This window comes from Streptomyces sp. NPDC045695, assembly GCF_056432025.1.
This window is the reverse complement of sequence record NZ_JBWKJU010000006.1, coordinates 234,399-254,457: the sequence shown is the minus strand read 5'-3', so window position 1 is coordinate 254,457 and position 20,059 is coordinate 234,399. Positions and strand designations below refer to the sequence as shown.

24 protein-coding genes are annotated in these 20,059 nt (G+C 72.6%); 16 read left to right on the top strand and 8 right to left on the bottom strand.

Annotated features, from left to right (window positions below; genetic code table 11):
- Positions 1 to 111: 111 nt before the first annotated feature.
- From AC07DU_RS13920 to AC07DU_RS13850, 15 genes are all read left to right on the top strand, one after another.
- On the top strand, positions 112 to 1,167 hold the full coding sequence (locus AC07DU_RS13920) for an NADH-quinone oxidoreductase subunit B family protein (RefSeq protein WP_360903189.1): 1,056 nt from the start codon (positions 112 to 114) through the stop codon (positions 1,165 to 1,167).
- Positions 1,168 to 1,258: 91 nt separating this feature from the next.
- A complete protein-coding gene (locus tag AC07DU_RS13915) occupies positions 1,259 to 3,043 on the top strand; it encodes a nickel-dependent hydrogenase large subunit (protein WP_360903186.1) in 1,785 nt (594 codons plus the stop codon).
- Complete coding sequence (locus AC07DU_RS13910) at positions 3,040 to 3,579, top strand: hypothetical protein (protein WP_479111459.1); 540 nt, start codon at positions 3,040 to 3,042, stop codon at positions 3,577 to 3,579. Before AC07DU_RS13915 ends, AC07DU_RS13910 begins: the two co-directional genes overlap by 4 nt.
- Positions 3,576 to 4,229: a DUF5947 family protein gene (locus AC07DU_RS13905; RefSeq protein ID WP_360903180.1), complete on the top strand. Its 654-nt coding sequence runs from the start codon at positions 3,576 to 3,578 to the stop codon at positions 4,227 to 4,229. The genes AC07DU_RS13910 and AC07DU_RS13905 overlap by 4 nt, the downstream gene beginning before the upstream one ends.
- A complete protein-coding gene (locus tag AC07DU_RS13900; RefSeq protein WP_479111457.1) occupies positions 4,226 to 4,924 on the top strand; it encodes a DUF6084 family protein in 699 nt (232 codons plus the stop codon). The genes AC07DU_RS13905 and AC07DU_RS13900 overlap by 4 nt, the downstream gene beginning before the upstream one ends.
- Positions 4,921 to 6,354, top strand: coding sequence for a hypothetical protein (locus AC07DU_RS13895; protein ID WP_479111455.1), 1,434 nt, complete (start codon positions 4,921 to 4,923; stop codon positions 6,352 to 6,354). The genes AC07DU_RS13900 and AC07DU_RS13895 overlap by 4 nt, the downstream gene beginning before the upstream one ends.
- Positions 6,351 to 6,902 carry a hydrogenase maturation protease gene (locus tag AC07DU_RS13890; RefSeq protein WP_479111453.1) on the top strand — a complete coding sequence of 184 codons (552 nt, stop codon included), beginning with the start codon at positions 6,351 to 6,353 and terminating at the stop codon, positions 6,900 to 6,902. Before AC07DU_RS13895 ends, AC07DU_RS13890 begins: the two co-directional genes overlap by 4 nt.
- Positions 6,899 to 7,006 carry a DUF6893 family small protein gene (locus AC07DU_RS13885; protein ID WP_453370977.1) on the top strand — a complete coding sequence of 36 codons (108 nt, stop codon included), beginning with the start codon at positions 6,899 to 6,901 and terminating at the stop codon, positions 7,004 to 7,006. The genes AC07DU_RS13890 and AC07DU_RS13885 overlap by 4 nt, the downstream gene beginning before the upstream one ends.
- Positions 7,007 to 7,132: 126 nt before the next feature.
- Positions 7,133 to 7,525 carry a hydrogenase maturation nickel metallochaperone HypA/HybF gene (locus tag AC07DU_RS13880; protein ID WP_360903172.1) on the top strand — a complete coding sequence of 131 codons (393 nt, stop codon included), beginning with the start codon at positions 7,133 to 7,135 and terminating at the stop codon, positions 7,523 to 7,525.
- A gap of 3 nt (positions 7,526 to 7,528) precedes the next feature.
- A complete protein-coding gene (gene hypB / locus AC07DU_RS13875) occupies positions 7,529 to 8,356 on the top strand; it encodes a hydrogenase nickel incorporation protein HypB (protein ID WP_479111451.1) in 828 nt (275 codons plus the stop codon).
- The gene (gene hypF, locus AC07DU_RS13870; RefSeq protein ID WP_479111449.1) at positions 8,356 to 10,797 is read left to right on the top strand and encodes a carbamoyltransferase HypF; all 2,442 of its coding nucleotides are present in this window, start codon (positions 8,356 to 8,358) and stop codon (positions 10,795 to 10,797) included. Before hypB ends, hypF begins: the two co-directional genes overlap by 1 nt.
- Positions 10,766 to 11,053 (top strand): HypC/HybG/HupF family hydrogenase formation chaperone, encoded by a 288-nt coding sequence (locus AC07DU_RS13865; protein WP_360903163.1) that lies wholly within the window; start codon positions 10,766 to 10,768, stop codon positions 11,051 to 11,053. Before hypF ends, AC07DU_RS13865 begins: the two co-directional genes overlap by 32 nt.
- Positions 11,050 to 12,192 carry a hydrogenase formation protein HypD gene (gene hypD / locus AC07DU_RS13860; RefSeq protein ID WP_479111447.1) on the top strand — a complete coding sequence of 381 codons (1,143 nt, stop codon included), beginning with the start codon at positions 11,050 to 11,052 and terminating at the stop codon, positions 12,190 to 12,192. Before AC07DU_RS13865 ends, hypD begins: the two co-directional genes overlap by 4 nt.
- Positions 12,185 to 13,249, top strand: a complete 1,065-nt coding sequence (gene hypE / locus AC07DU_RS13855; RefSeq protein WP_479037391.1) for a hydrogenase expression/formation protein HypE — start codon at positions 12,185 to 12,187, stop codon at positions 13,247 to 13,249. Before hypD ends, hypE begins: the two co-directional genes overlap by 8 nt.
- A gap of 175 nt (positions 13,250 to 13,424) precedes the next feature.
- Positions 13,425 to 14,321: a SigB/SigF/SigG family RNA polymerase sigma factor gene (locus AC07DU_RS13850; protein WP_479037394.1), complete on the top strand. Its 897-nt coding sequence runs from the start codon at positions 13,425 to 13,427 to the stop codon at positions 14,319 to 14,321.
- Between the two features lie 54 nt (positions 14,322 to 14,375).
- On the opposite strand, the gene AC07DU_RS13845 is transcribed toward AC07DU_RS13850, so the two are convergent.
- The 5 genes from AC07DU_RS13845 to AC07DU_RS13825 form a co-directional block, all read right to left on the bottom strand.
- Complete coding sequence (locus tag AC07DU_RS13845; RefSeq protein ID WP_479037397.1) at positions 14,376 to 14,933, bottom strand: ATP-binding protein; 558 nt, start codon at positions 14,931 to 14,933, stop codon at positions 14,376 to 14,378.
- A gap of 12 nt (positions 14,934 to 14,945) precedes the next feature.
- Positions 14,946 to 15,317, bottom strand: a complete 372-nt coding sequence (locus AC07DU_RS13840; RefSeq protein WP_453370985.1) for an STAS domain-containing protein — start codon at positions 15,315 to 15,317, stop codon at positions 14,946 to 14,948.
- Positions 15,318 to 15,481: 164 nt separating this feature from the next.
- Positions 15,482 to 16,276 (bottom strand): metallophosphoesterase family protein, encoded by a 795-nt coding sequence (locus AC07DU_RS13835; protein ID WP_479111444.1) that lies wholly within the window; start codon positions 16,274 to 16,276, stop codon positions 15,482 to 15,484.
- Positions 16,273 to 16,527, bottom strand: a complete 255-nt coding sequence (locus AC07DU_RS13830; protein ID WP_360903143.1) for a hypothetical protein — start codon at positions 16,525 to 16,527, stop codon at positions 16,273 to 16,275. The genes AC07DU_RS13835 and AC07DU_RS13830 overlap by 4 nt, the downstream gene beginning before the upstream one ends.
- On the bottom strand, positions 16,524 to 17,186 hold the full coding sequence (locus AC07DU_RS13825) for a nucleotidyltransferase family protein (protein ID WP_360903140.1): 663 nt from the start codon (positions 17,184 to 17,186) through the stop codon (positions 16,524 to 16,526). Before AC07DU_RS13825 ends, AC07DU_RS13830 begins: the two co-directional genes overlap by 4 nt.
- 302 nt (positions 17,187 to 17,488) lie before the next feature.
- Here AC07DU_RS13825 and AC07DU_RS13820 point away from each other — a divergent pair, with 302 nt between their 5' ends.
- Complete coding sequence (locus AC07DU_RS13820; RefSeq protein ID WP_453288019.1) at positions 17,489 to 17,644, top strand: CsbD family protein; 156 nt, start codon at positions 17,489 to 17,491, stop codon at positions 17,642 to 17,644.
- Between the two features lie 122 nt (positions 17,645 to 17,766).
- Here AC07DU_RS13820 and AC07DU_RS13815 read toward each other — a convergent pair whose 3' ends face one another.
- The 3 genes from AC07DU_RS13815 to AC07DU_RS13805 form a co-directional block, all read right to left on the bottom strand.
- Entirely contained in the window at positions 17,767 to 18,327 is a 561-nt protein-coding gene (locus AC07DU_RS13815; protein ID WP_360903134.1) for a type 1 glutamine amidotransferase domain-containing protein, read from the bottom strand.
- Positions 18,328 to 18,398: 71 nt separating this feature from the next.
- A complete protein-coding gene (locus tag AC07DU_RS13810) occupies positions 18,399 to 18,728 on the bottom strand; it encodes a plasmid stabilization protein (RefSeq protein WP_479037406.1) in 330 nt (109 codons plus the stop codon).
- Positions 18,700 to 20,016: a cytochrome P450 gene (locus AC07DU_RS13805; protein WP_479111441.1), complete on the bottom strand. Its 1,317-nt coding sequence runs from the start codon at positions 20,014 to 20,016 to the stop codon at positions 18,700 to 18,702. The genes AC07DU_RS13810 and AC07DU_RS13805 overlap by 29 nt, the downstream gene beginning before the upstream one ends.
- Positions 20,017 to 20,059: the final 43 nt, after the last annotated feature.

Here is a 20,059-nt window from a genome sequence, read left to right as displayed (position 1 = left end):
GAAGGGTGGGCGGCAGGAGGCCCGGGCGGACACCGGCCGCCTTCCCCTCCCCGTCCCGTGGGCCCATCCGCTCCCCCGACCCCCGCTCCCCGCTTTCAAGGAGGCGTCCGTATGGATGCAGCAACGCCGGACCCGGTAGAGGAACCCCTGATCCACATCCTCTGGATCAATGCGGGCTTGAGCTGCGACGGCGACTCCGTGTCCCTGACGGCGGCCATGCAGCCCAGCATCGAGGAGATCGTGACGGGGACGCTGCCCGGGCTGCCCAAGATCGCCGTGCACTGGCCGCTCATCGACTTCGAGTGCGGTCCGGTGGGCGGCGCGGACACGTTCATCGAGTGGTTCTTCAAGGGCGAGCGGGGCGAGATCGATCCGTTCGTGCTGGTGGTGGAGGGCTCCATCCCCAACGAGAAGATCAAGCCGGAGGGGTACTGGTGCGGCTTCGGCGACGATCCGGAGACCGGCCAGCCCATCACCACCAGCGAGTGGATCGACCGCCTGGCGCCCAAGGCGCTCGCCGTGGTGGCCATCGGCACCTGCGCCACCTACGGCGGGATCCACGCGATGGCGGGCAATCCGACGGGCGCGATGGGCCTGCCCGACTACCTGGGGTGGGACTGGAAGTCCCACGCCGGGATCCCGATCGTGTGCGTACCGGGCTGTCCGATCCAGCCGGACAACTTCTCGGAGACCCTGACCTACCTGCTCTACCAGGCGGCCGGCTCGGCCCCGATGATCCCGCTGGACGACAAGCTGCGGCCCACGTGGCTGTTCGGCATGACGGTCCACGAGGGCTGCGACCGCGCGGGCTACTACGAGCAGGGGCAGTTCGCCAAGACCTACGACTCCCCCAAGTGCCTGGTCAAGGTGGGCTGTTGGGGCCCGGTGGTCAAGTGCAACGTGCCCAAGCGCGGCTGGATGAACGGCATCGGCGGCTGCCCGAACGTGGGCGGGATCTGCATCGCCTGCACCATGCCGGGCTTCCCCGACAAGTTCATGCCGTTCATGGACGAACCCCCCGGCGCCAAGGTGTCGAGCAAGGCGAGCGGCGCGTACGGGGCCGTCGTCCGCAGGCTCCGCTCGATCACCGCGCACTCCGTGGACCAGGAGCCCAAGTGGCGCCGCTCCGGCGAGAAGCTGACGACGGGCTACCGCCCGCCCTGGTGACCGCCCCGCGCCCCCTCACCCCCTGACGAACACCAGCTGAAGAACACCCGCTGGCGAATCCCGCACACGAAGAAGGGTCACGGCAGACACGATGGCACCGAAGACGAAGACAGGCGGCGACGGCAGCGGCCTGGTGGAGATGGCGTGGGATCCGATCACCCGGATCGTCGGCAGTCTCGGCATCCACACGAAGATCGACTTCAAGCAGAAGCGGGTCGCCGAGTGCTACAGCACCTCGTCCGTCTTCCGCGGCTACAGCGTCTTCATGCGCGGCAAGGACCCCCGCGACGCGCACTTCATCACCAGCCGCATCTGCGGGATCTGCGGTGACAACCACGCGACGTGTTCCGTCTACGCGCAGAACATGGCCTACGGGGTGAAGCCGCCCCACCTCGCCGAGTGGATCATCAACCTCGGCGAGTCGGCGGAGTACATGTTCGACCACAACATCTTCCAGGAGAACCTGGTCGGGGTCGACTACTGCGAGAAGATGGTCCGCGAGACCAACCCCGGCGTCCTGGAGCTGGCCGAGCGGACCGAGGCCCCGCACGCCGGCGACCACGGCTACCGCACCATCGCGGACATCATGCGCTCGCTCAACCCCATCGAGGGCGAGTTCTACCGCGAGGCCCTCCAAGTCAGCCGCTACACGCGGGAGATGTTCTGCCTGATGGAGGGCCGCCACGTGCACCCCTCCACGCTCTACCCGGGCGGCGTCGGCACCATCGCCTCGGTCCAGCTCTTCACCGACTACATGAGCCGCCTGATGCGGTACGTGGAGTTCATGAAGAAGGTGGTGCCGCTGCACGACGACCTCTTCGACTTCTTCTACGAGGCCCTGCCCGGCTACGAGGAAGTGGGCCGCCGCCGCGTCCTGCTGGGCTGCTGGGGCGCGCTCAACGACCCCGAGTACTGCGACTTCACGTACGCCAACATGACCGACTGGGGACGGAAGATGTTCGTCACCCCGGGCGTGATCGTGGACGGCAAGCTGGTCACCAACGACCTCACCGAGATCAACCTGGGCATCCGCATCCTGCTGGGCAGCTCGTACTACGACGACTGGGCCGGCCAGGAGCAGTTCGTCACCCACGACCCGCTCGGCAACCCCGTCGACCCGCGCCACCCGTGGAACCAGCACACCATCCCTGCCCCGCAGAAGCGGGACTTCGACGGCAAGTACAGCTGGGTGATGTCACCGCGCTGGTTCGACGGCAAGGACCACCTCGCGCTCGACACCGGCGGCGGACCCATCGCGCGCCTGTGGTCCACGGCGCTCTCCGGGCTCGTCGACGTCGGCTACGTCAAGGCCACCGGGCACAGCGTCGTCATCAACCTGCCCAAGACGATGACCAAGCCCGAGACGCGCTTCGAGTGGCAGATCCCGAAGTGGAGCAACGCCCTGGAACGCAACCGCGCCCGCACCTACTTCCAGGCGTACGCCGCGGCGATCGCGCTGCACTGCGCCGAGAAGGGCCTGGCGGAGGTCCGCGCCGGACGCACCCAGACCTGGGAGAAGTTCGAGGTGCCGGACGAGTCGATCGGCGTCGGCTTCACCGAGGCCGTACGCGGCGTCCTGTCCCACCACATGGTGATCCGCGACGGCAAGATCGCGAACTACCACCCGTACCCGCCGACCCCCTGGAACGCCAGCACCCGCGACACCTTCGGGACGCCCGGACCGTACGAGGACGCCGTGCAGAACACCCCGATCTTCGAGGAGAACCCCCCGGAGAACTTCAAGGGCATCGACATCATGCGGGCGGTGCGCAGTTTCGACCCGTGTCTGCCGTGCGGGGTGCACATGTACGTCGGCGGCGGCAAGACGGTCAAGACCATGCACGTGCCCACCGGCCTGAGCGGGCTGGGCGGATGAGCGCCGCGCACGCGGGCGCCGCGGTGGACGCACGGCAGGCGGGGCAGCGGGTGGACGAGGTGCTCGACCGGCTCGCCGCCACGGGCGACCGGGAGGCCTGCGCCGCCGCGGAGGAACTGGTGCGGGTGCTCATGGAGTTCTACGGGGCCGGGCTCGCCCGGATCACCGGGCTGCTCGGCGAGAGCGGCCTCGCTCCCCTCCTGGACGACGAGCTCGTGGCGAGCCTGCTGGCCCTGCACGACCTGCACCCCGAGGACGTCGGCGTCCGGATCGGGCGCGCCCTGGACGGCGTAGGGGAACCGGTGGAACTGCTCGGCTTCGACGCGGCCTCGGGCGTGCTGCGGCTGCGGGTGGCGGCCTCCGGCGGCTGCGGCTGCGGTTCACAGGCCGGTTCCCCCGGGGTACCGCAGAACGTGGCGGACGCACTGGCCTCCTTCGCACCCGAGGTGACCTCGGTGGAGGTGGAGAGCGCGGCCCCGGCCCCGGCCCTGCTGCAGATCGGCACCCGCCCGCAGGCCCCGGCGCGGGTCCGGTGAACGGGTCCGCTCCCGGCGCGCGCGGCCTGCGGCGGTTCGCCGGCCCGCGCCCGCCCCGCCCCGAGACCTGCGAACTGTGCGGGGTGGTGGTGCCCGAGGACGGCCACCGGCACCTGGTGGAGACGCAGCGGCGGGCCCTGGTCTGCGCCTGCACCGCCTGCGCCCTGCTCTTCGACCGGCCGGGGGCGGCCGCCGGCCGGTTCAGGGCCGTACCGGACCGGTATCTGACCGACCCGGGCCATCCGCTGGACGACGGCGCCTGGGAGGCGCTCCAGATCCCGGTCGGGGTGGCGTTCTTGTTCCGCAACGCCGCGCTGGACCGCCTGGTCGCGCTCTACCCGAGCCCCGCCGGGGCCACCGAGAGCGAGCTCGACCCGCAGACCTGGCAGGGCGTGCTCGGCGCGGGACGGCTGGCCGCCCTGCTGGAACCCGACGTGGAGGCGCTGCTGCTGCACCGCGCGGCGGGCCGCACCACCTGCCATCTGGTGCCCATCGACATCTGCTACGAACTGGTGGGGCGGATGCGACTGTTGTGGCAGGGGTTCGACGGGGGCGCGGAGGCCCGGGAGGCGCTGCGCGTCTTCTTCGAGCGGGTCGAGCGCCGGGCCCGGGCCCTGACGCCCGACACCGTGGAAGCGGGCCGGCCATGACGGAGTTCACCTTCGCCTGCACCGGGGTGCGGGCCGATCCGTACGCCGCCGGTCCGACCCTGGTCTTCCGGCTGCGCGTGACCGCCTCGCCCGGGGTACGGGTGCACGCCCTCGCCCTGCGCTGCCAGATCCGCATCGAACCCGCGCGGCGGCGGTACGGCCCGGCGGAGGCGGACGGACTGGCCGACCTGTTCAGCGCTCCCTCCCGCTGGGGGTCCACGCTCCAGCCGGTGCAGTTCGCCCAGGTCCCGGCCATGATCCCGAGCTTCACCGGGGAGACCGAGACCGACCTGGTGGTGCCCTGCACCTACGACATGGACATCGCGGCGACGCGGTACTTCGCCGCGCTCCAGGGCGGTGAGGTGCCGCTGCTGATGCTGTTCTCCGGAACCGCGTTCACCGGGGAGGGCGGTTTCCACGTCGAACCGGTGCCCTGGGACCGCGAGGCCGCGTACCGGATGCCGGTGGCCGTGTGGCGGGAGATGGTCGAGCAGCACTTCCCCGGCTGCGGCTGGCTGCGCCTGCCCTCCGACACGATGGCCGACCTGCTCGCCTTCCGCTCGCGCCACGCCCTCCCCTCGTGGGAGGCGACCGTACGCGCCCTGCTGGACTCCGCCACCGCGCCCGGGCCGCCGCCTCCCGCGGCCCGCCTGGGGGCGGCCCCGCCCCGCGTGACCGAGAGGACCGCGCCGTGACCACGAGCACCACGACGACCACGACCGCGACGACCACCGCCTCCGGGGCCGTGGACGCCCGCTTCGCGTCGGCCCGGCAGGTCGCCGACGCCGTCCTCTTCGAGGGGTACGTCCTCTACCCGTACCGGGCCTCCGCGGCGAAGAACCGGATGCGCTGGCAGTTCGGCGTGCTCGCGCCGCCCGCCTGGGCCCCCGCACAGGGGGAGCACACCTTCCAGCGGACCGAGGTCCTGCTGGAGCCCCGGGGCGCCGCGACCCTCGACCTGGAGCTGCGCTTCCTGCACGCCCAGCGCCGTACGGTCCAACAGGCTTGCGGCGACGGTGCGTTCGAGGAGGTCACCGAACTGCACCTGCCCGACCGGGTACTGGTCCCGTGGGACGAGGGGACCGAGGAACGCGTCACGGTGTCCGTCACGACGGCCGAACTGGTGGGCGCGGGCGCGGACTTCCCCTTCTCCCGGCCCGCCCGCGTGGAGATCGAGGCGGTGCTCGACGAGACAGGCCGTACGGTCGGGCGCCTGGTGCGGCGTACCGAGCGGGTCTGCGGGCTGCTGCGGCTCTCCGCCACCGAACTCGACGGCCCCTACCGGGTGCTGAAGCTCACCGCGGTGGTGGAGAACACCAGCCCGTGGGCCCCGGACGAGGGAGCCGCGACCCGCGAGGAGGCCCTGCCCCGCTCGCTGGTCGCCGCGCACCTGCTGCTGGGGCTGAGCTCCGGGTCGTTCCTGTCGATGACCGACCCGCCCGAGTGGGCCAAGGGGGCCGTCCAGGCCTGCGAGAACCGGCACACCTGGCCGGTGTTGGCGGGCGGGCCCGGGCGGGCGGACGTGGTCCTGTCCTCCCCCATCATCCTGGAGGACCACCCGGCGATCGCGCCCGAGAGCGCCGGGGCCATGTACGACGCCACCGAGATCGACGAGATCCTGGCCCTGCGCACCGCCGCCCTCACCGACGAGGAGAAGCGCGAGGCACGCGGCACCGATCCCCGGGCGGCCGCCGTGATCGACCTGGCCGACTCGATGCCGCCCGAGGTGCTGGAACGGCTCCACGGGGCCGTCCGGGGCCTGCGGGACATCACCGGCGAGCCCCCGGCCGAGGACCCGCAGGCGCTGTTCCGTCCGGAGACCCCCTGGTGGGACCCGGCCGGGAGGGACCCCGTGGACCCGGCCCCCGACCACGTCACCGTCGAGGGGATCCGGGTGGGCGTCGGCAGCCGCGTGGTCCTGCGCCCGGGGCTGCGGCGGACCGATGCGCAGGACCTGTTCCTCCAGGGCAGCACCGCCCGGGTCGAGGCCGTGCTGCACGACGTCGACGGGGGCGTGCACCTCGCGGTCACGGTGGACGGCGACCCGGGCGCGGACATCCGCCGGGAGCAGGGCAGGTTCCTCTACTTCCAGCCGGACGAGGTCACTCCCGTGGAGCCGGCATGAGCGGCCGGACCCTGATCGCGGGCATCGGCAACGTCTTCCTCGGCGACGACGGCTTCGGCGTCGAGACCCTGCGGGCCCTGTCGGGCCACCCGTTGCCGGAGGGCGTGGAGGCGGTGGACTTCGGGGTGCGCGGGGTCCACCTCGCCTACCAGGTGCTCGACGGCTACGACACGCTCGTCCTGGTCGACGCCACCGCGCGCGGCGGGGCCCCCGGCACCCTGTACCTCATCGACGCCGACGAGCGGGACGCGCCGGTCGTGCGGGGCGGGGCGGGCGGGGCGGCCCTCGACGGTCACGACATGTCGCCCGACACCGTCCTCGCCCTGCTGGACACCCTGTGCGCCGGAACCGGCTCGACGCCGCCCCGGCGCACGCTGGTCCTCGGGTGCGAACCGGCCTGCGTCGAGGAGGGCATCGGGCTGAGCGCTCCGGTGGCCGCCGCGGTGCCGCGGGCCGTACGCATGCTCCTGGACCTGGTCCAGGAGGAGGAAGCGCCCGGGGCCGACGCCCATCGCCCCAACCACCGTGAACTGAGGAGGACCCCATGAAGAAAGCCGTCGTCGGCGGAGCCACTGCCGCCCTGGCCCTGGTCGCCGTACTCACGCAGGTCTACCCCGACATCAGGCGCTATCTGCGCATCCGCAGGATGTGAACCCCGAGCGCCCGCACGCCCGCACGTCCGCACGCCCGAATGGCGTACGTGCGTGCGGGCATCGGCGTGCCCGGCCGCGAGGCCTCCGTCCTGCCGGTGTAATGAGCCCCGGCAGGACGGAGTCCGATGCACGAGATGTCGATCGCCATGGCCGTCGTGGGCCAGGTGGAAGAAGCGGCGCCGGAGGGTGCGGTCGCCGTGAGCCGAGTGGAGCTCGAAGTCGGCGAGCTGGCCGGAGTGGTCCCCGACGCGCTCGCCTTCTGCTTCGAGCTGGCCTGCGCCGGAACGGTCCTGGAAGGGGCCGAGCTCGTCACCCGGTCCGTGCGGGCCCGTGCGCACTGCGCCGCCTGCACGGGCGAATGGGCCGTGGGCATGCCACCCGAGCTGTGCTGCCCCGGCTGCGGCGGGGCCACCGAGGTGGAGCTGCTCTGCGGCCGCGAACTGCGCATCCTCACCGTGACCTGGGAGGACGCCCCGGCCGTTGTCCCCTGCCGCGCACCGATCTCCGAGGAGGCCTGAACCATGTGCCGAGTGGTCGACCTGCAACAGGCGGTACTCGCCAAGAACGACGGCGCCGCACAGGCGCTGCGCACCGAGCTCACCGCCCGCGGCACGACGGTCGTCAACCTGCTCTCCAGCCCGGGGAGCGGCAAGACGGCCCTGCTGGAGCGGGAGCTGCTGCTCGCCCGGGAGCGGGGGGTGGCCGTGGCCGCCCTGACGGCCGATCTCGCCACCGAGAACGACGCGGTCCGGCTGTCCCGTTCGGGCGCGCCCGTCAAGCAGGTGCTCACCGACGGGCTCTGCCACCTGGAGGCCGCAATGCTGGCGCGGCACCTGGAGGGGTGGCTGCCCGAGGAGACCCGGCTGCTCTTCGTGGAGAACGTCGGCAATCTGGTCTGCCCGGCCTCGTACGACCTGGGGGAGTCGCTGCGCGTGGTCCTCGCCTCGGTGACCGAGGGCGAGGACAAGCCGCTGAAGTACCCGACCGCCTTCGGGCTGGCCCAGCTGGTCGTGGTCACCAAGACCGACATCGCACAGGCCGTCGCCTTCGACGAGGCGGCGTTCCGCGCGAACGTCCAGCGGGTCAATCCGGGGGTGGAGGTGGTGCTCACCTCGGCCCGCGCGGACCAGGGCCTGGGCGTCCTTCTGGAGCGGGCACGGGCGGTCGCGGCCGGCGCGCCGGCTCACGCCCCGGTGATGGCCCGCGCACGCGCTGACGCACCCGGGCCGGGCCACACGCACGGGCCGGGCCACGCGCACGACCACGGCCACGGGCATGCGCACGACCACGACAACGGGCATGCGCACGACCACGGGCAGCCCGACCCCGCCGTGGCACAGACCCGCTGATGGAGTCCGTGCAGCGCCGCCGGGTCACGGTCCGGGGCGTGGTCCAGGGCGTCGGCTTCCGGCCGTACGTGTACGCGCGCGCCACCGGCCTCGGCCTGGCCGGACACGTCACCAACACCCCGGAGGGCGTGGTGACCGAGGTCGAGGGCGCGCCCGCCGCCGTATCGGCGTTCTGCGACCGGCTCGCGGCGGACGCGCCGCCGCTGGCGGTGGTGGACGCCGTGGACCACTGCGAGGTCCCGGTGCTCGGCCGCGGCGGGTTCTCGATCGTCGCCTCCCGCGGCGGCGGGCCCGCCCGGACCCTGGTCTCCCCGGACACGGCCACCTGCGCCGCGTGCCTCGCCGAGCTCGCCGATCCGGGTGACCGGCGCCACCGGCACCCCTTCATCACCTGCACGCACTGCGGGCCCCGCTTCACCATCGTCACCGGGCTGCCCTACGACCGCGCCCACACGACCATGGCCGGTTTCCCGATGTGCCCCGCCTGCGCCCGCGAGTACGCCGATCCGGCCGACCGCCGCTTCCACGCCCAGCCGGTGGCCTGCCCGGCCTGCGGCCCCCGGCTGCGCCTGCTGACCGCCGCGCGCGGGCCGGACGGGGCCCCCCACGGGGATCCGTACGAGCTCACCGACGGCGACCCGGTCGCCGGGGCCCGCCGGATGCTGGCCGAGGGGGCGATCCTGGCGGTCAAGGGGCTCGGCGGCTACCACCTGGCCTGCGACGCCTCCCACCCGGGGGCCGTCGCCGAACTGCGCCGGCGCAAGGCCCGCGGTGACAAGCCCTTCGCCGTGATGGCGCGCGATCTCGCCGAGGCCCGGCGCCTGGCCCACATCGGCCCCGAGGAGCGGGACCTGCTCACCGGGAACGTCCGGCCCATCGTGCTGCTCCGCAGGCGCGCCGGTGTCCCCGGCCCGGCGCGGGAGGTCGCCCCGCGCAGCCCCGATCTCGGTGTGATGCTCCCGTACACCCCGGTCCACCACCTGCTGCTCGGGCTTCCCGGCGATTCCCCGGGGCCCCGGCTGCTCGTCATGACCAGTGGGAACCTCGCCGGCGAACCCATCGTGACGGACGAGGCCGAGGCCCTGGAGCGGCTCGCCGGCCTCGCCGACGGCTGGCTGACGCACGACCGTCCCATCCACGTGCCGTGCGACGACTCGGTGGTGCGGGTCTGCGACGGCGAGGCGCTGCTGGTCCGGCGCTCGCGCGGTTACGCCCCACTGCCGGTCGCGCTGCCGCTGCCGGTCCGCGCGACGCTGGCCACCGGGGGCGATCTGAAGAACGCGCTGTGTCTCGGTGAGGGCCGCAGGGCCTGGCTGTCGGCGCACATCGGTGACATGGACGACCTCGCCACGCAGGACGCGTTCGAGCGTGCCGGGCGGCAGTTGGAGTCCATCACGGGCGTGTCTCCCGAGCGGCTCGCCACCGACCGGCATCCCGGATACCGCTCCGGCCAGTGGGCGTCGCGCCATGCGCGGGGCCGGCCGCTGGTGCGCGTACAGCACCATCACGCGCACATCGCGTCCGCCATGGCCGAGCACGGCCTGGAGCCCGGCCGGCGGGTGATCGGCGTCGCCTTCGACGGCACCGGCTACGGCGACGACGGCGCGGTGTGGGGCGGCGAGGTACTCCTCGCCGACTACGCCGGATACACCCGCTTCGCCCATCTCGCGTACGTGCCGCTGCCGGGCGGGGACGCGGCCGTGCGACGGCCGTACCGCATGGCGCTCGCCCACCTGCGGGCGGCGGGCATCGCCTGGGATCCGGACCTGCCGTGCACGGCCGGCTGTCCGGAGGACGAACTGCGCGTCCTGTCGCGGCAGTTGGAGCGCGGCCTGAACTGCGTCCCCACCTCCAGCATGGGACGGCTCTTCGACGCCGTCTCCTCGCTGGCGGGCATCTGCCACCACGCCGGCTACGAGGCCCAGGCGGCGATGGAGCTGGAGAGCGCCGCACTGAGGGCGGCGGCCCGCGGCGAGCCCGGCCCCGGCCCCGGCCTCGACCCCGGCCCTTATGCCTTCCGTCTGAGCGCCCCGGCGCCCGGTCCCTGCGGCGGTCCGGTCACCGCGGATCCGGCGCCCCTGCTGGCGGCGGTGGTGGCCGATCTGCGGGCGGGGGTGGAGCCGTCGCTCATCGCGGCCCGCTTCCACGCCTGTGTCACCGCCCTCGTCGGCAGGCTGTGCGCGCTCGCGCGCCGGCAGGACGGGCTCGACACGGTGGTCCTGACCGGCGGGGTCTTCGCCAACACCCTGCTGTCCTCGGCCTGCGCCCGCACGCTGCGCGAGTGCGGCTTCACCGTCCTGCGCCACCATCGCGTCCCGCCGAACGACGGCGGGCTGGCGCTCGGCCAGCTCGTAGTGGCGGCTGCCCGCGACGTCACCGACCCCCCACCCCCACAGCGAGGAGAGACCCATGTGCCTGGCAGTACCCGGCAGAGTGCTTGACATCGGGGAGAGGGACGGCACCCGCATGGCCACGGTCGACTTCGGTGGCGTGCAGAAGGAGGTGTGCCTGGAGTACCTGCCGGACCTCCAGGTCGGCGAGTACGCCATCGTCCACGTCGGGTTCGCCCTCCAGCGACTGGACGAGGAATCAGCCCGGCAGACCCTTGAGCTCTTCGCCGAACTCGGCATGCTGCAGGAGGAGTTCGGCGACCCGTGGGAGCTGGCCGCAGAGGCCGGCGAGGGAGTGCAGCCATGAAGTACATCGACGAATTCCAGGACCCGGACCTCGCGCGCCGGCTGCTGGACGAGATCCATGCCACCGTGACCAGGCCCTGGGCCCTCATGGAGGTGTGCGGCGGTCAGACCCACACCATCATCCGGCACGGCATTGACCAACTCCTCCCCGACCAAGTGGAGTTGATCCACGGTCCGGGCTGTCCGGTGTGCGTCACACCGCTGGAGGTGATCGACAAGGCGCTGGAGATCGCCTCCCGGCCGGGCGTGATCTTCTGCTCCTTCGGGGACATGCTCCGGGTGCCGGGGACCGGCCGTGACCTGTTCCGGGTGCGCAGCGAGGGCGGTGACGTGCGGGTGGTCTATTCTCCGCTCGACGCCCTGACGATCGCCCGGCAGAACCCGGACCGGGAGGTGGTGTTCTTCGGGATCGGCTTCGAGACCACCGCCCCGCCGAACGCCATGACGGTCCATCAGGCGAAGCGGCTGGGCATCGCCAACTTCAGCCTGCTGGTGTCGCACGTGCGCGTGCCCCCGGCGATCGAGGCCATCATGCGCTCACCCAGCTGCCGGGTGCAGGGCTTCCTCGCCGCCGGGCACGTGTGCAGCGTCATGGGCATGGGCGAGTACCCGGAGCTCGCGGAGCGGTACCGGGTGCCGATCGTCGTGACGGGCTTCGAGCCGCTGGACATCCTCGAAGGGGTACGGCGGACCGTGCGGCAGCTGGAACGCGGCGAGCACACGGTGGACAACGCGTACGCGCGGGCGGTGCGCCCCGAGGGCAACTCGGCGGCCCTCGCCATGCTGGCGGACGTCTTCGAGGTCACCGACCGGGCCTGGCGCGGTATCGGGGTGATCCCGGACAGCGGCTGGCGGCTGTCCGAGCGGTACCGGGAGTTCGACGCCGAGCACCGCTTCTCCGTGACCGGGATCGACACGCGGGAGCCGGCCGAGTGCCGCAGCGGCGAGGTGCTCCAGGGGCTCATCAAGCCGCACGAGTGCGAGGCCTTCGGCACCCTGTGCACTCCGCGCACCCCGCTCGGCGCCACGATGGTCTCCAGTGAGGGCGCGTGCGCGGCGTACTACCTCTACCGGCGCCTCGACCTCCAGAACGCGCCGGCCACCCCGACCACCCCGCTGGAGGCGAGCCCCGTTGCCTGAGACCGCACCGCTGGACATCACCGGCTGGACCTGCCCGGCTCCGCTGCGCGACCACCCCCGGGTGGTGATGGGCCACGGCGGCGGGGGCGCCCTCTCCGCCGAGCTCGTCGAGCACCTCTTCCTCCCGGCGTTCGGTGGCGCCGCGCTGGCGCAGCTCGGGGACTCGGCCGCGCTCTCCGTGGGCGGGGTCCGGCTGGCGTTCTCCACGGACTCGTACGTCGTGCGCCCGCTGTTCTTCCCCGGCGGCTGCATCGGCGACCTCGCCGTCAACGGCACGGTGAACGACCTGGCCATGTCCGGGGCGGAGCCCGCCTACCTCTCCTGCGGGTTCATCCTGGAGGAGGGGGTCGAGATGTCCGTCGTGTCGCGGGTGGCCCGGGCGATGGGCGACGCCGCCCGCACCGCGGGCGTGGAGGTCGTCACCGGGGACACCAAGGTCGTCGAGAGCGGCCACGGGGACGGCGTCTACGTCAACACCGCGGGCATCGGGATCATCCCCCCCGGCGTCGACCTGCGCCCGCAGCGGGTCGTCCCCGGCGACGTGGTGATCGTCAGCGGTGACATCGGACTGCACGGCGTGGCCATCATGAGCGTCCGGGAAGGCCTGGAATTCGGGGTGGACGTCCAGAGCGACTGCGCGCCGCTGGGCGGCCTCGTGCGCAGCATGCTCGCGGTCACCCCGGACCTCCACGTCCTGCGCGATCCCACCCGCGGCGGTCTGGCCGCCTCGCTGAACGAGATCGCGGCCGCCTCCGGCACCGGCGTCGTGGTCCACGAGGCCCGGATCCCGGTGCCCCCGGCCGTCGCGAACGCCTGCTCCATCCTCGGCCTGGACCCGCTCTACGTGGCCAACGAGGGCAAGCTCGTCGCCTTCGTGCCGCGCGAGCACGCCGAGGCGGTGCTCGACGCGATGCGGGCGCACCCGCTGGGCCGCGGGGCGACCGTGATCGGCGAGGCGGTGGAGGCGCACCCGGGCATGGTCGTGGCGCGCACCCGGCTGGGGGGCACGCGCGTGGTCGACCTGCCCGTCGGGGAGCAGCTCCCGCGGATCTGCTGAAGCGGTCCGCGAGGACCGGGGGCGTGCGGCTCCTGGCGGTGATGGCCGCCGGGAGCGCCGCCGACACGAGAAACCGGAAGGGTCAATCCGCCCCGCGGCGGGTATATCCCCCTCGAAGGCCACGACGGTCCCGATACGCCGGCCAGGCGCCGGACCCATCCGTCGGAGGATTCTCATGTCACCCGTTTCCCGCGACACCGCGGAGCCCGTCCACACCGCGCAGCTGGCGGACACCCTCGGCATCCCCGAGGATCCGCTGGGAGTGAGCACGTCCTACGCCCGGACGCTGTCGGTCTCGTTGTTCCGGCGGCTGAACGCGCTCACCGAGGGCACTGCGGAGTACTCGTACGTGCGCAACACGCTCGTCGAGCTCAATCTCAGCCTGGTGAAGTACGCGGCACGCCGGTTCCACAACCGCAGCGAGCCGCTGGAGGACATCATCCAGGTGGGCACGATCGGCCTGATCAAAGCCATCAACCGGTACGACGTCGAGCGCGGGGTCGAATTCGCGACCTTCGCCCTGCCGACCATCACCGGTGAGATCAAGCGGTTCTTCCGGGACACCTCGTGGGCCGTGAAGGTGCCGAGGCGACTGCAGGAGCTGCGGCTCGACATCGCCAAGACCAACGACGCCCTGGAGCAGCGGCTGGGCAGACGGCCCACCGAGCACGAGCTCGCGGAGCGCCTGGGGATCGACGACGAGGCGCTGGCCGAGGGGCGCCGGGCCGCCAACGGATACACCGCGGGGTCGGTCGACCGGCCCGCAGGGGAGGAGCCGGAGGTGACCCCGGCCCCGGACACGCTGGGGGTCGAGGAGGCCGCGTACGACCGGATCGAGTACCTGGAGTCCCTCAAGCCGCTGCTCGCCGGCCTCGGCGAACGCGACCGGCTGATCCTCTCGATGCGCTTCGGGGAGGAGCTGACCCAGGCGGAGATCGGGGAGCGGCTCGGCGTGTCCCAGATGCAGGTCTCCCGGCTGCTGGGCCGGATCATGGCGAAGCTGCGGACCGGGCTGCTGACGGACGCCGCCGAGACCGACGGCGAGACGGCCGACGGCGAGACGGCGGCCTGAGCGGGCCTGCTCACGACCTGAGCTTCTTCTCGGCCTGCGGGCCCGACCCGGGCCTCACGTGGGGCGGGTCTGCCCCAAGGCGCCGTCCCGGCGCCTGGACCACCAGGACCGCCCGCCCGCGTCGGCCTGGGCCCGGGCTTCCCCCCACCGGGGGGCGGCGACCTCCAGCCAGACGCGTTTGCCGCCGTCCAGCGGATCCGAGCCCCAGCGCCGCGCGAGCCGGTCCACGATGAGCAGGCCGTGGCCCCCGGGCCCGGTGAGGTCCGAGCGCGGTTGCAGCACGGGCGGCGCCGGGCTCCGGTCGGTCACCTCGATCCGCAGACCGTCACCGGTGCGCCGGAGCAGCAGGGAACTCGGGCCGCCGCCGTGCAGGCGGGCGTTGGCCACCACCTCGGACACCAGGAGCAGTACGTCCTCGGCCTGCGCCCGCGCCTCGGCCTGCGCCTCGGAGTCCGCCTCTGTCTCCGTCTCGGTCCCGGCGCCCCGCGCGGGCAGCCAGTCCCAGTCCGTCAGCACCCTCCTGGTGAAGTCCCGGCACCGGGTGACCACGTTCTCGTCCTCGGGGCCCAGTACGAAGACCCGACTCCGCTCCGCCGCACGGGGCTCGTTCATCCTGCGCCTCCGCTAGTGGTGCTGCGGATGTCCCGCCAGCGCGTCCTCGACGTCGGCGTAGACCGGAAAGATTTCGTCCGCCCCAGTGATGCGGAACATGCGCTCGACGGGTCTGCGCAGGCCCACGAGCTCGATCTTGGCCCCGGCCCGCTCCGCCGTGAGGCGGCCGCGCAGCAGGACGTTCAGACCCGTGGAGTCACAGAAACCCACGTCCGAGAAGTCCACCAGCAAGCGCTCCCCGCCGTCGAAGGTCACGGCTTCGAGTGCCTGCCTCAACGGCTCCGCCGTGTCGTGGTCGAGCTCTCCGGCCAGCTTGAGAACGGTCGCCCCCTGCACGTGTCGGACTTCGAGGGTGAACCGGTCACCCCCCTGTGCGGAAACCATGGGCATCCCCTTCCACCTCTGGCTCTGCACGGCCACTGGCTCTCCACGGCCTCTGCCTGTGTCTCCAGCTCTGCACGGCGCCTACCCGCCCGTACGCCGCTCCATTCCCCCGGCGTGTGTTCACCGGGGCCGCAGGGGCCCGCACGGCGGCCGTGCCGCCCCCTTCAGCGCTTCCACGCCGCAGGGGGCGGCGCGGTCCACGACATCTCCGGCGGGGCCGCGTGGACGCCCGTACCGCTCCCGGAGAGGTGGTAGACGGCGAAGGCCCGGTCGATCACGGGCATCGCGACGTTGCGCACCCGGATGCCGCCCGCCGTCATGCCGTGCTCGGTGCCGGCGTGCGCGTGGCCGTGGACGGCGAGGTCCGCCCCGGCCTCGTCCATGGCCTCGGCGAGGAGGTAGCTGCCGAGGAAGGGGTAGATCTCCAGAGGCTCTCCCGCCAGGGTGTCCGGTACGGGTGCGAAGTGCGTGAGCGCGATGCGCAGGTCGCTGCCGTCCTCCCGCAGTCGGTTCAGGGCGCGGCCGAGGCCGTCGGCGCAGGACCGGGTGTACCGGATGAAGGCCTTCATCTCCGGTTCGCCGAACTCGCTGCCACAGCGCCCCGCGAAGCCTCCGCAGAACCCCTTGGTCCCCGCGATGCCCACGCGCGTGCCGTTGACGCCCAGCAGTACTCCCTCGCCCTCCAGGACGTGCACCCCGGCCGCGGTCAGTTCCTCGGCGACCGCGGGCGCCTGGTCGCTCTGGTAGTCGTGGTTCCCGAGCACCGCGACCACGGGGACCGCCAGCCCCGCCACCTCACCGGCCACGACCCGCGCCTCCTCGCGGGTGCCGTGGCGCGTCAGGTCACCCGCCAGGAGCAGCAGGTCAGCGCACTCCCCGAGAGTGTCGAAGGCGGGCCGGAGCAGTCCCGACTGGCCCGGACCGAGATGGATGTCCCCGACGGCTGCCACGCGGATCACAGCAGTTCCTCCCTATGATCGGGCGGGTCGAACCGGCTGACGGTGAGGTCCTCACGCCAGTCGATGCCCACGAGTTCCTCTTCGGCGACGCGCAGGACGGCCTCCCGGCACGCCTCGCTCGTCACGTTCCCCCAGATGACGGCGTGGCCGCCGCGCAGCTCGGCGCGCACCCCGAGTTCGGCGACCTCCCCGCGGGCCAGCCGCTGGCGCAGGTGCTCCAGGCGGTACTCGGCGATATCACTGAAGGTCATGAGGTGTCCTCCGCCTCTGTCCGGCCGGGGTGGGGTGCTTCGATGACGCGCAGCTTTCTCAGGAGGTACAGGAACGCGTCGGCCAGCGGGCTGTCGCCGTGGTCGCGGTACAGGCGCTCCCAGTCGATCTGCTCCCGCAGCATGCGGGCCATGGGCAGCAGGTCGCCGAAGTCGCAGTAGTGCTCGCACAGGGCCGCGAGACGGCTGTCCATGAGGTCGGTGGGGGAGAGAACGGGCATCCATACGGAGTCGACCGCCTTCACGCTGGCCCGCTCCAGCAGCTCGGTACTCACGGGGCGCCGGGCCAGTTCGAAGATCAGGTCGATCTCCTCCCCGCCCGCCCTGCCCTTGACCAGCCAGTCCTCCGGGGCCTGGCGCATGTCGATGCCGCCGTCCTCCAGAGCCTTGACCGCCGTCTCGGCGTCCTGGGGCCGTACGCAGAAGTCGGTGTCGTGCTGGAAGTTCGCCGGCAGCCCGTGGGCGAAGGCGGCCACGCTGCCGGCGAGGGCGAAGGGCTGGCCGGAGCTCTTCAGCAGCGCCGCCACGCGCTTGGTGGTCTCCAGGATCGCCTGCGTGTGGTCCTTGGGCAGGGCGCCGCCGGGCGGGTCGGGCGGGCTCAGGCCGTCGGGAGAGGGCGTGGGGCGGGAATGAAGGCTCACGGGGCACCTCCCTGTGTTCCCGGCCACCGAACCAGGATCCAACACCGCGCGCAATCGGAATGCCTTGTTCCGTCGTGGCACGGGGAACTCCTACCCTCGTTCGCCTCCCCTTATCGGGCGACGCCATGATCTCTTCCCCGCCCGCCCGCCCGCCCGCCCGTCCGCCCGCCCGCCCGTCCGCCCGCCGGTCCGTCCCGCCTCGACGGGCCCACCATGCGTTTGCGGGCCCTGGAACGGGTTAGACGCACCGCAGGACGGGATTTCCGAGCGAGGGGAGTCATGCCGTGTCGGGCGAGAAGAAGATGAAGAGCAAGAAGGAACAGGCCAAGGGCAAGGCCAAGGAGGCCGTGGGCCGCGCGGTCGGCAACGAGAGCCTTACCGCGAAGGGACGCGCGGAGCAGGCCAAGGGAGACGCCCGTCAGGCCAAGGAGAAGATCAAGGACGTCTTGAAGGATTAGCGGCTTGAAGGATGAGCGGCGCGGGTGAGGCGGGCGGGTAGCCCGCTCCCCCGTGAAGCGCATGAGGAGGCCGCCCCGGGCCGATGCCCGGGGCGGCCTCTTCGGTTCTACGCCCCACCGCCTCAGGGCCGCGCGAGCGAGGAGCGCCGGCTGTCGGCGAACTCCCGGACGAAGGCGGCACAGAACGCGTCCAGATCGTCCGGCTTGCGGCTGGTGACGAGGGCCGCCGGAGCGGCGTGGCAGACCTGCACCTCCTCGTTCACCCAGGTGCCTCCCGCATTGCGGATGTCGGTCGCCAGACTCGGCCACGAGGTCAGCGTGCGGCCCCGTACGACATCCGCCTCCACCAGCGTCCAGGGCGCGTGGCAGATCGCCGCGACCGGCTTGCCGGCCTCGAAGAAGCTCCGCACGAAGCCCACCGCCCGCTCGTTCATGCGCAGGGCGTCGGGGTTGGCGACTCCGCCGGGCAGTACGAGCGCGTCGAAGGCGTCCGAGGTGTCCCCGGCGAGTACGTGATCGACGGGATACGTGCCCGCCTTGTCGAGGTGCCGGAACGCCTGGACCCGTCCGGCCTGCGTCGAGACCAGCTGCGGGATCCAGCCGTTCTCCTCGACCGCCTTCCAGGGTGCGGTGAGTTCGACCTCCTCCACGCCTTCGGGCGCGGTCAGAAACGCGATGCGCACGACGCTCACTTCCTTTCCGTCGAATCGGTCGCCGGGCTCGGGCTGCCGCCCTTCGCTCCGGCTCTTGCCTTTCAGGAGCGGCGGCCGAGGGCGCGCTCCAGTTCGGCCTTGTCCATGGCGGAGCGGCCCTTGATGTTGCGCTGCCTGGCCTCGTTGTAGAGCTGCTCCTTCGTCGGGCCCTGGGCGCCGCTGTGGGAGCGCAGGCCGCCGCGCCTGGAGGAGGACATGTCCTGGAGCGAGGAGCGGCTCGCCGTCTTCGACTCACCCGCCCGGGCGCGTTCCTTGTTGACGGTGCGGGCGGCGATCTCCTCGGCCCGCTCGGGGCTCTCGCCGCGCTCCTCGGCGCTCTCCTTGATGTGTTCGTACTGGCGTTCACGCTTGGGACTGGACCCGCGGGGCATGGTGACTCCTTGACTGGTGTCCGATCTCGATGACGAACCCGCTGCGGGGCCGGGTCGGGATCCGGCTCAGCGGGATGGACAGGTCCTGCTGCGGTACGGCCAGGTCCATGCGGGCCAGGGCCGACGAGAAGAAGGCGAGCAGGGAGAGGGTGATGTCCTCGCCCGGGCAGCGGTGGCCGGTCAACGCGTCGCCGCCGCCCTGGGGGATCAGTTCGCCGGGGCCGGGTTCGCGGCCCAGGAAGCGCTCGGGGTCGAAGTGGTACGGGCGCTCCCACAGCGCGGGGTCGTGGTGGTGCCCGTACACGTCGAGGAGGAGCAGGGTCCCGGCCGGGACGTGGTCGCCCGCGTAGGTCAGGTCCTCGGCGGCCAGACCCGCGATGAAGGGGACGAAGGGGTAGAAGCGGCGCACTTCGTGGGCGAACGCGCGGGCACGGGCGGGTCCGCCTGCGCGCAGCTGGTCCCGGCGTCCGGGGTGGCGGTGGAGCGCGTGTGCGGCGAAGGTGACGAACCAGGCGACGGCGACGGTGGGACGGATGATGTTCAGCAGCTCGACGGCCGCCGTGTGCTGATCGAGGAGGGAGCCGTCCGGCTCACGGTGGTGCAGTGCGACCGTCTCCAGCGGCGTCCCGGACGCCGGGCGCGGTGCGTCTGCGCCAGCGCCTGCTTCTGCGTCTGTTTCTGTGTGTGCGCGGATCCGGGCGACGGCGACCGCGTCCATGAGGCCCTCTTCCTGACGGCGGCGGGCGCGGACGGCCCGGATGTGCCGCGGACCGGCGGCGGCGAAGCCGTCCACCATGGCCACGCAGTCCTCGGCGATCTCACGGGCCGCTTCGTCCGGGACCGGCACGCCCACCCAGTCGCAGACCGCCCCCGCGAGCAGGGCGGCCACCTCGTCGAAGAGCACCACCTCGCGGCCTTCCCAGCCCGCCACGGCCTCGTCCCAGGCTCTGCGCACCCGCGCGCTCAGGCCGCTGACGCCCTGCGGCGACATGAGCAGTGACACCAGCAGCTGCTTGCGCCGGCGGTGGTGGGCGCCGTCCAGGGTGTGCACCGCTCCCCTGCCGAAGAGCGTGTCGAGGACCGGCGCCGGCAGGGCGCCGTCCCGCTGGACGCGGCGCTCGTCGTAGAACAGGGCGACCGCCTCGGGGCCGTGCAGCAGCACCGCGGGCCGCCCCATCAGGCGCGTGCGGACCACCGGAGCGCCGTCGTGGGCCCGGCGCAGGTCCGGGGCCCACGCGTAACCGTGGGCCATCAGCGACAGGGTGCTGTCAATGGGGTGACCGGACATGCTGAGCGCCTACCCGGGCCGCAGGAACACATTCGGCCCGTAC